Below are 10046 nucleotides of genomic sequence, written 5' to 3' on the forward strand. Positions count from 1 at the left end.
GTCTCGTAGCGGTCCACGCGGATGCCGTCGCACGGCACCGACCGCCCCGCCGAATCGCGCACGTCGATGTCAAAGACATCGGGCTCCGAGAAGGCTACGCAGCACTCCACGCAGTCGGTGCGGCTCCAGCCCAGCGGGTTGAATACGACCACGGCCACGCCCTCGCCGCGGGTGTCGATTTGACTGATAATCGCCTCCAGGCTTTTCTGAAGGATTGGAGACGCGACCAACTCGCTGTGGCCGTATCGGGTCATGGCGCTGCTGAACGCCTCATCGACATGGCAGCCGCAGATCAGGTCGTGAAACTGGTTGAACAGCACTTCCTGCCAGGCGTCGCGAATGCGATCTCGTACTCGCTGCGGTGCTGGCGGAAGTCCTCGATTTGCCTGAGCAGTTGAACTGGGAACCTCTCCAGGTCCGGACCGTGGGCCAACAGGACGTGCTCGGTAACGGCATGGTCCACCAAGGCGGTCAGCCGCGTCTGGAGAAACCGCCCAAACTGGTGGGCGTTGTCGGGAAACTGCCACAGGACCGCGTATCCCAGCGGCATCCAGTGGCACAGGATCCTCGTGCCGTCGATCCCCTCCCAAAGGAACTCCGACGGGCTGTCCTTGACCATGACCCGCTGAAACACGTCGTGATCGAACCCGCAGCCGACCAGCAGTTGGGGCAACTGCGGGTGCCGCCCAAAGCTATCGATGGTCCAACTGCAGCGGACCTCGACCCCCAGTTCGCGACGGCAATACTCCTTGCCCCACATCACCTGCCGAATGAACGACTCGCCGGACGGGATGTTCAGGTCGGGCATCACCAGCACACCGCCCACCACCGCCAGCCGTCCCTCGCGGACCATCCGCAGGAAGAACTCCCTCTCTTCCGGATGGGCTTTGAGGAATGGATCGATGTAGCTGACCTGGTCGATCAGGAACCGGAACCGCGGTTCGGCCCTCAACAGCCGCAGCGCGTCGACCAGAATCGAGATGCCGATCTCAATCGTCTTCTCGCGAGTAAGGAATACTTCCGCATCGTAGTGGGTGTGGGGGACGATCCAGACCTTGTGCCGCATGCTCTGATCTCCAAGATAGAGGCAACGCCAATCGGTTGACGGCTTCGCGTCACTTTTGCCCCCGCAGATCGGTGATGTCCGGGCCATCTTCGGGCTCGACGGTCGCGTGCAGGGCGAGCCAGTGGGCCGCCAGGCCCCCCTCGATGTACGGCGCGATAGTCCGCGTGGTCCAGGCGGGCTGGTCGCGGACGAAGTCCAGGTCATAGACCGCCAGCGTCACCCCGTATTCGGCGCCCGCTCCAACCGCCGCATCGGGATTCGAGTTGTAGGTGATCGGCGGCCACGGCCGCCACGTCCGACCCGCATCGTCGCTGGCCAACGCCCGCCCTCTGCCCCAGACCAGGACCGGTTCGCCGTCCGGGCCGGTGTGAAAGACGGGGATGGAAACCTGTCTGCCCCATTGTTTGAAGAAGTCCGGGTAGCTTCCGGTCAGTTCCACTCGAAACTTGGCGCTGTCCCATGACGGTTCAACCATCGAAAGAACCTTTCCTGCGCAATGGCAGTCGGATCGGAACGATCCTGCACCCTCACGAACTACCGCTGCGGGGCTTCCGTCTCCCACGTCATTGTAAGCTCTTCCGAATGATTACGCCACATCTGCAAAGCGTGTGCGGCTACGGTGCGTCTACTGTGACGAAGCATCGGGCGCCGAACATGCCTTTGGCCTCCAGCGTAACCAGATGCGTTCCCGGCTCAACGTCCTTGCCCAGCCGCAGGCGCGCCGGCCCGGGAATGGTGATGGTCTGATCGAGTTTCAGGCTTGGGGCCTTCAGGTCGGCCCGGATCCGACGAGAGGATTGCCCGCCAATCAGCGTGACGTTCAGTTCGAGCTCGCCGCCCGGAACACACGAATTGGGCGCATCCAGACACGCCAGCGGCTCATCGCGATCGTACATGACGACCAGAACAAACCAGTTGCAGTCGATCGCGAAGCGGTCGCCTTTCGGACGGATCTCCCGAACCGCCCGGTTCACGATATCGATCAGGTACACCCGCTTGGGTTGGCGCGGCATCTTCTCCAGTTGCACATCGAAGCTGACGCGGTCCCGTTTGATGTCGATGTTTGAGTTCTTCTCGACGTGTCCGCTCCGGCGGCCCTTGGGGTACTGATACCGCGCGCCGACCACCACGTCCATGCCCTTGCCGCTAAACCGTCGACAGGCGACATCGGCCCGGCTGGACCGCGGATTGTCGTGCGCAGCGTCGCCCCATCGCAGCACGTCGGCGACCGGAAAACGCGCGACTCGCCATTTCTGCTCCAGGCCGACCAGAGCCTGCGGATCGTTCCAATACAACGACCCGCCCGGATACCCAGCCAGCGACGCCGACACCGGACCGTGCGGGCAATGCATGATCACATGATACTCCGGCAACGCCACCCGCATCGGACAGACATCGCGGGTGATCGCCACCGGCGCGTCGTTGAAAAACTGCGTCAGCGCGCCGTGAAAATGCTGACGGAAAAAATCCACCGGCAGTTCGGTGGTCAGCAGGCACTCGGGATTGACCTTGCGCACCGCCTTGGCCACTTTCTCCAGCAGTTGGCAAAGCCACTTGTTGTAGTCGAACGGGCTCTCGTGCCGGTGCTTGGGGTTGTAGCACGGGAAAAAGTACGCGCCCAGCGAATCGAGTCGTATCCCGTCGGCCCCGGTCCGCCGGACCAGTTCGGCGCACGTCCTCGCCAAGTGGTCCTGCCAGCCGGCAGCGCCGGGACACATGTGGACGTGGTGGTACTGCGTGTACACGCCGCAGTTGCTCCCGTCCTGATTCATCACCGCCCAATCGTGGGCCCGCCCGTCACGGGCGATCTCAGCGTCGTCGCTGACGATGTAGCCCTCGATGTACAGCGTGAAGCGCGAACCGAGCCGCTGCATCCCGCGCACGCCCGCACGCATCGCCCGCACGCCGCCGAGATCCTCGCGCACCACGTTGTCGCCGTCGGTGTGGGTGAAACGCATGCCGGAGGCCTTCGGCCCCATGCCCGACCGGCTGAAAAACGCAAGTTCATACACGTCAGCCGGCTCGCCGAGGACCATCGCGGGCAGCTCAGCGAAGCTCGACGCGCGGTAGGCCACCGTCCGGATCGCCTCCTCCGGCAAACCTCCCATCTCCTGGCCCCGCCTCAGCATCCACCGGCCGCGGTGCGAGTCCACGTCGGCGACCCACGCGGGCGCCTCAGCCAGCTTGAAGTGCTTCCGGAACCACCGGTGGTATTCCACCGCCGCGGGCTTCCAGTCGCCGCTGTAGACAAGAAGCCGAACCGGCGGAAACGCCATCGTCTGGCCCGGCTGCAGAATCACCGGCGGAAAGTAGCGGACCTGGACCGATGGCTTTTCATAGATGATCTCCTTGTTGCGGAGTTCCGCGTCCTCGACGATGAAGGCTAAGGCGTCCTTGCTCTGCTCATCAAACACACAGCCCCACTGCATGCTCATCTGGCTGCCCTGCCCGTAAATCCCGCCCCGCTCCTTGCCCGCCGTCCACAGCGGCCGGACGTAACCGGCTTCGTCATTGACCACCATCAGGTTCTTACGCCCCTCGCCAAGCCGAATCCCGCCGATAAACGGAAACACCGCCATCATCGGACACGGCTGATCCGAGACGTTCTTGACCTTCAGCTTCCACCGCGACGAGTTGCCCGCCAGCGAAACGCTCAACTCCGCCTGCCACGGACCCTGCCGGTAGATGAGCGAAAGGCCGTTGCCTTTCTTCCCGATCGTCACCGCCTCAGCCGAAATTGGCGAAAACACCTTGCTCGCCAACTCCGCCGGGTCGGGCAGCGGCTCCGGCCCGTTCGGAATGCCGGGAAACCCGAACGTCCGGTGAAAGTCGTAATAGACCGCGAAGGGATTCCCCGGCCCCTTTGCTTGGACCAGGCACGAGTTGCCGGTGGCCAGGTTGCGGATATCGGCCAGAGCTCCGGTCCTGGAATCAAACGACAACGCGACGTGCTTGTTCGATAGCGTTTCCACGCGATTGAGCCTCCGGACTATGGTTTTTGTTAACCAATGTATTGATTTTGACAACAATGTCAAGTACATTACCCTCAAGAGCCGAACCGGCCGCTGAAAGGCGAACCGAATGTCGTTGACGCGGTACATCGAGCAGGACCTTAAACACCGTATCCACAACGGGTTGGACCTGCCCTGCCGACTCACCCTACAGGGTCTCTCAGCCCACTACCGGGTCAGCCCGACCCCGGTCCGCCAGGCCGTCGGGCGGCTGATCGACGACGGTTACCTCAAAAAAACGGGCAAAGGCGGACGTCTGACGGTCGGACAGGGCAGGACAACCGCGGCTACACCCCCGCCCGCCGAACCGCCGCCGCGACCGGCCAGTCAATATCAGCACGTCGCCGACGACCTGGTCGGCCTGAGCTTTCTCGGCCGCGAGACGTTCCTCCGCGAACAGCACGCAGCCGCCCGATACGGCATCAGCCGAACCGCCATGCGACAGATCTTCGAACGCCTCGCCGGCCTGGGAATCCTCGAACACGTGCCACGCCGCGGCTGGCGGCTTCGGCCGTTCCGGTTCGAATACCTCGTGATGTTCACCGAGGTCCGCCAGGTGATGGAACGCGAGGCCCTGCGGCTGGCGCGGACCCGTCTGGTCGAGCAGGACCTGCGAACGATCATCGACCGCAACGTCCCAGCCGCCTCGGAAACCGATACGCCCCAAACCGACAACTCGCTGCACGAGTACCTCATCGTCAAATCCGGCAACCTGTTCATCAAGGACTTCTTCGACCGCTACCGGCGGTACTACGACGTGTTGCACCGCTGGGAGGAACGGGATGGCCAAGCTCTCGCCCAGAGCGTCCGCCAGCACCGCCGGATCGCCAAGGCCTTGATCCGGCGAGACTGGCCAAAGGCGCAAGACGCCCTGATCGAGCACATCCGTCACAGCCAGGCCGGCATCGACCGGCTCTTTGAAGGCGACCGGCCCAACGCACAACTCTTCGGCAGTGAGTTCCGGCAATTCATCATTGAACAACTCGAAGCGAGGTAACGGCGATGCTGGTGTTCAAATGCTCCCACGACAATGACCTGTACCGCATCGTCTCGGCTGACGACAAAATGTGCCTCCGATGCGACGATGCAGCCGAGGCCATCGATCGGGCCGCGGATCGATCAGCCGTGCTGGTCCTCGCCGACGGGTATCCGGAGGCGACGACCGATTTCCCGCTGGAGGCGTGGGAGAAGGTCCGCACCAGGAACCTTCGCCTGTACATCGAATACCCGACCGCAATTCCCGATCTGGAGCTGGGCCGCCCGACGTTGCTGGCCACCGGCCCGTACGGCTCGATCATCGAACGGATCGTGACCGCCTCCGACGCCTTCGCCCCGGAGTTGGAGCGGCTCAGCATCCTGGGCTCATGGAATACTCATTACCTTCCGACGACGTGCGCCGATCCGCACCTGGTGCTGGCCCAGGTCGCGGGCTTCGATAAGGCGGTACTCGGTCTGCCGCCCGCGACGCATCCGCTGCTCTTCGAGCTTCCATTCGGCTGCGTGCTGGTGGCTGCGACCAAGCTGAGCAATTTCATCGCCGCGCGATACGCGCCACAGGCGGCCTGGCGGGCGGTGTGGCGGATGATCCTGGGTTGGCTCGAGCCGGATCGCCGCTGGCGGCTGGAGTGGGACCCGCTGGTGCGCCCGAGCTACCGCCGCGACGACCCGCTGCCGGACCAGGCGCAGATGCACGCGCTGTCACGGGCCTGCCGGTGGATCGTCGAGTCGAAGCTGCTGGTGCATCCGTCGGACGAACGCCATCTCGAGCCGCTGAGCAAAGTTCCGCAGCCGCTGCCCGAAGATTGGAGCGTCGGCGACGGCTCGCGCGGCATGCTGGAAAGCTACTCGTCCAAACGGATCGAACTCGACGGCCGCCAGCCCGTGGGCGGCGACGTTCGGGCCGACAGCGTCTGTCAGGTGGCCGCGGTGGCGGCGTTCGGAGCACGCCTCTTCGAGAACCGGACCTACGCCCGGATCGCCCGCAACCTGCTGGACTTCACCTATTTCAACTCAACCATGTTCGAGAATCGCGCGCCGGACGATCCGCTCCACGGTCTGGTCCGCTGGAACCAGCAGCCGAACGGCCTGTACTGGAGCGACGACAACGCGCGGGTGATCCTCGGTTCGATCGCCGCCGCCGTCCTGCTCGACAGCGACCGGTGGGACGACGCGATCCTCGTCGCGATCCTGGCCAATTTTCGCACCACCGGCCGGCGCGGTTTCCGGCCCAACAAGTGCCTTGAGGGCGACGAGGTCCGCCGGCTCGGCTGGCGGCACTTCTGGGACTTCGACGGCGTCGATGTCTACGCCCACTTCCACGCGATGATCTGGAGTACGTTCCTGTGGCTCTACGGCAAAACCGGTTTTGCCCCGCTGCTCGAGCGGGCCCGCGCCGGATTGGCTGAGATGATGACCGCCGGTCCGAGCGCGTGGAAGTCCGAGGGTGGGCGGCTCGAATCGGATTACGCCCACCTGCTGCTGCCCTTGGCCTGGCTGGTGCGCGTCGATGACCGCGAGTTGCACCGCCGCTGGCTGGACCAGGTCGCGCGATTCCTGATCGACCATCAGGACCCTTGCGGCGCGATCGGCCAGGTGGTCACAGCCCAGGAGTCCACCGAGATCCGGCCCGAAGATCGGCGGATTATCGATCATCCGCTTGCCGCCAACGAACTGTACGGCCAGGAAGAGGTGCCCATCGTCTATCAGACCGGCGATCCGGGAACCGACCTGCTCTATTCCGTGAATTTCGCCTTCGCGGGCATGCACGAAGCGGCGAAGGCGACCGGCAATCGCCGCTACAACGCCTCCGCGGATCGGATGGCCGACTTCCTGGTCCGCATCCAGACGGCCGGCGAGGCCCGGCCCGAACTGGCTGGGACGTGGTACCGCGGATTCGACTTTCGTCGCTGGGATTTCTGGGGCAGCGACGGCGACTGGGGCTATGGCGTGCTGACCACGCAGACCGGCTGGACCCACAGCCTGATCGCCTCGACCTTCGCCCTCCGGCAAATGAACACCAGCCTGTGGGACCTCACGAAAAACAGCACGGTCGGGGGACAGTTCAACGCTTGTCGGGAGCGGATGATACCGGATGACGTGCTCTGATGGGAAAGCAAATGGGTCGCCTACTTCGAGCCAGGAAAGTGCTTGCTGATCTTGCCTCCCGTGATACAGTCCCCAAAAGCCGACTGCGGTTGTCGGCCGAATGTTATTCTCGAAATCCTGTAATACCAAGTTTGAGCCAGAAGGAGATATCAGGCAAATGACTCGAAGCCCTCATGACAAACAGACAGCCCGGCGTCGATTGGTTGATGTGCGGACCGTGGCGGATGCCATATCGACAAGCCAGGTCAATCGCCTGGCCAAACCAAATGCCAAGCAGTTGGCCTTTCAAGATCTTGAACTTGGACTATTCATCCATTTTGGGATGAACACGTTTACCGGCGAGGGCACCGGAGGCAAGGGCGATGCTCCCCCATGCACGTTCGACCCCACCGCCCTGGACTGTGACAACTGGATGGAGGTGGCGACGGCGATGGGTGCGAAGTTCGCGGTGCTTACGTCGCGGCATGAGGAGGGATTCTGTCTGTGGCCAACGGAAACCACAAATTACTCTGTCAAGCACTCCGCCTACAAGGATGGCCGCGGGGATGTGGTTCGCGAATTCGTGGATGCATGTCGCAGGCATGATATCAAGCCGTGCTTGTACCACTCTTCCTACATGGATGCGCATCACATATTCAAGGAAGGCGACCCGATCAAGTGGCACAAGGAGTGGTTCCATTCAACCAGAAAGCGTTTGTCTGAACCAGGAGCCGCAGAACGATTTACACAGATGCAGGTTGCTCAGATTCGCGAGTTGCTGAGCCGGTATGGCGACATTACTTACCTGTGGCTGGATCATGTGGGAGAAACTCAGGGGATTCTGGACGGCGATGCGATCGACACATTCTGGACTGCCATCATTGAGGAGGCCCGCCGTCTGCAGCCGGATTGTCTGCTGCTGAAGGCGGACGTGGGCCTTTCATGCGAAGAGGAAGCACAGGGGTTTGTTCACGCGGGACGAGCAGCCTATCCTCTATGGTACGGATCCCAGAAGGAAGACACGGCGATAGGCCAAGGCGACCCAATTCCCGATCCCGAGGGAGGAGATCAGTTCATCGTCTGGGAATCCAACACGATCTTCAGTGGGGGATGGTTCTGGAATGGTCCCAACGTGAAACCGGTGGATGAGATGATTGAACACTATTACGCTACCGTCGGCCGAGGGGCGACGTTCCTTCCCAATTTTGCTCCCGACCGGCGCGGCCTGATGACGGAGAAAGTCCTTGCCCATGCTCGGGCCTTTGGTGATCGGGTGCGAAGCTTCAACATCAACAATGCGATTGCCGAAACAGCCGGAACCGGGCCGTCGCTTGAACTGAAACTGCCTTCTGTGCGCGCGGTGGACCATGTTGTGACGATGGAAGATCTTCGCGAAGGTCAGAAGATTGCATCCTATACGATCGAGGCGCGACGAGAAGACGGAGCGTGGGTCGAGGTGGCGAGCGGTCAGAGTGTCGGACACAAGCGGATCGACCGTTTTCCAGCGATCAGGGCTGATGCGATGCGGTTCACGTGCAGGCGATCGTTCGCCGACCCGGTCAATATTCGTAGCTTTGCCGCTCTCGCCCTGGACATATGAGATCATACTCGGGAGAGACAATTCCATTGAACTCCAGACGTGAATTCACCGTTCACTTCTATCCCTTTAGCGGTCATCCGAACAGCGACACGTGCTGGTCATTGTCCGCCGGTCCTGAGGGAAGAATCTACGCGGCGGCTTGTTCGGAGACGACGCCGGGCGAGCGGGTGGTGATCTATCGGTACGACGATCAAGACAACTCGCTGGAGCGCCTCTTCGACATGGACACGGTGGTGGACGATCCGCGCGACTCCGGCCGGGCCACCCAATGCAAAATCCACTACAGCTTCGTCCCGTCCCTCTCGGACCAGCGGCTCTATATGGCCACGCACCTCTCCGGACCGCCCGCCGGCGAGAGCTTTTACAACCCGTGGCTGAGCTGGCACGATCCGAAACGCTGCTTTCGCGGCAGCGCCCTGGTCGCCTACGACGTCAAGACCGACCAGGTCCTCTGGTGGGACACCCTGTTCCCCAAAGAAGGCTGCCGCTGCCTCCTGCACGACGAGGACGCCGGCCTCCTCTACGCCCTGAGCTACCCGCGCGACCACCTCTTCGTCTACGATCTCAAGAAGCGAACGGCCCGCGACCTCGGCCGGATCGGCTCGATCAACGCGCAGGTCCTGTTCCTCGATGCCTGGCATCGCGTCTGGACCTCCGACGACTACGGCCATCTGGTCCGCTACGATCCGCGACTCGACCGCATGGACGTCTCGCCGTACGTCCTGCCGCACCTGGCCGGCCCGCAGACCGGATGGCACAGCGTGCTCTACGACGCCGCCGCCGATCCAGCCAACGGATGCATCTACGCCGTTCCCTGGAGCGGCTTTCCGCGGCTGTTTCGGATCTGGCCGCTGGACGGTCCCTTCGGCCGCGTCGAAGACCTCGGCCCGGTGACCCAGGAGTACGATCGCACCCAGCCGGTCAATACCTACATCGACCACGCTGGCGGCCTCGTCGTCACGCCGGACGGCTTCCTCTACTACGTCGCCTCGCGCTGGCCGAAACCGATGGGCGCCAACCCCTACGAAGACCCGATGGAAGGACTGGTCTGGCGGCTGAACGCGCAAACGCTCGAACGCAAACTCGTGGCGATCCTCAAACGACCCGACGGCCAAGCCGCCCAGTACGTCTCGCGCGGCGCGGTCGACCGCAACGGCAACCTGTTCTTCGGCCATCTCAACGTGCTCCGCTCCGCCTGGCCGGCCGGCGTCTTTCGAGTCCAACTGCCCGAAGCGCACCGCCGCAAACCGCAAGCCGACTCTTTGCGAATGTGGGGCTAAAGCCA

Annotated in this window: 8 protein-coding genes; 4 read left to right on the plus strand and 4 right to left on the minus strand. The window is 62.9% G+C overall.

Annotation, left to right across the window (positions count from 1 at the left end):
* The 4 genes from GXY33_17845 to GXY33_17860 form a co-directional block, all read right to left on the minus strand.
* Nucleotides 1–320: hypothetical protein (locus GXY33_17845; GenBank protein ID NLX07004.1), on the minus strand; the 320-nt coding region annotated here is incomplete at its 3' end.
* Nucleotides 293–1066, minus strand: a complete 774-nt coding sequence (locus GXY33_17850) for a hypothetical protein (GenBank protein ID NLX07005.1) — start codon at nucleotides 1064–1066, stop codon at nucleotides 293–295. The genes GXY33_17850 and GXY33_17845, both read right to left, overlap by 28 nt.
* Before the next feature lie 49 nt (nucleotides 1067–1115).
* Nucleotides 1116–1541, minus strand: coding sequence for a hypothetical protein (locus tag GXY33_17855; GenBank protein ID NLX07006.1), 426 nt, complete (start codon nucleotides 1539–1541; stop codon nucleotides 1116–1118).
* A gap of 139 nt (nucleotides 1542–1680) precedes the next feature.
* On the minus strand, nucleotides 1681–4038 hold the full coding sequence (locus GXY33_17860; GenBank protein NLX07007.1) for a hypothetical protein: 2358 nt from the start codon (nucleotides 4036–4038) through the stop codon (nucleotides 1681–1683).
* 109 nt (nucleotides 4039–4147) lie between these two features.
* On the opposite strand from GXY33_17860, the gene GXY33_17865 reads away from it, so the two are divergent.
* The 4 genes from GXY33_17865 (at nucleotide 4148) to GXY33_17880 (ending at nucleotide 10041) form a co-directional block, all read left to right on the plus strand.
* The gene (locus GXY33_17865; GenBank protein NLX07008.1) at nucleotides 4148–5074 is read left to right on the plus strand and encodes a GntR family transcriptional regulator; all 927 of its coding nucleotides are present in this window, start codon (nucleotides 4148–4150) and stop codon (nucleotides 5072–5074) included.
* Nucleotides 5075–5079: 5 nt separating this feature from the next.
* The gene (locus tag GXY33_17870; GenBank protein ID NLX07009.1) at nucleotides 5080–7182 is read left to right on the plus strand and encodes a hypothetical protein; all 2103 of its coding nucleotides are present in this window, start codon (nucleotides 5080–5082) and stop codon (nucleotides 7180–7182) included.
* A 157-nt stretch (nucleotides 7183–7339) separates the two neighbouring features.
* Nucleotides 7340–8761, plus strand: coding sequence for an alpha-L-fucosidase (locus GXY33_17875; GenBank protein ID NLX07010.1), 1422 nt, complete (start codon nucleotides 7340–7342; stop codon nucleotides 8759–8761).
* A gap of 26 nt (nucleotides 8762–8787) precedes the next feature.
* The gene (locus tag GXY33_17880; GenBank protein ID NLX07011.1) at nucleotides 8788–10041 is read left to right on the plus strand and encodes a hypothetical protein; all 1254 of its coding nucleotides are present in this window, start codon (nucleotides 8788–8790) and stop codon (nucleotides 10039–10041) included.
* The last annotated feature ends 5 nt before the right edge of the window (nucleotides 10042–10046 follow it).

Source organism: Phycisphaerae bacterium, from assembly GCA_012729815.1.
GTDB lineage: Bacteria > Planctomycetota > Phycisphaerae > JAAYCJ01 > JAAYCJ01 > JAAYCJ01.

Coding starts and splice junctions, on each gene's coding strand:
- GXY33_17850 (NLX07005.1), bottom strand. CDS start 1,066: ATGCGGCACAAGGTCTGGATCGTCCCCCACACCCACTACGATGCGGAA.
- GXY33_17870 (NLX07009.1), top strand. CDS start 5,080: ATGCTGGTGTTCAAATGCTCCCACGACAATGACCTGTACCGCATCGTC.
- GXY33_17855 (NLX07006.1), bottom strand. CDS start 1,541: ATGGTTGAACCGTCATGGGACAGCGCCAAGTTTCGAGTGGAACTGACC.
- GXY33_17865 (NLX07008.1), top strand. CDS start 4,148: ATGTCGTTGACGCGGTACATCGAGCAGGACCTTAAACACCGTATCCAC.
- GXY33_17875 (NLX07010.1), top strand. CDS start 7,340: ATGACTCGAAGCCCTCATGACAAACAGACAGCCCGGCGTCGATTGGTT.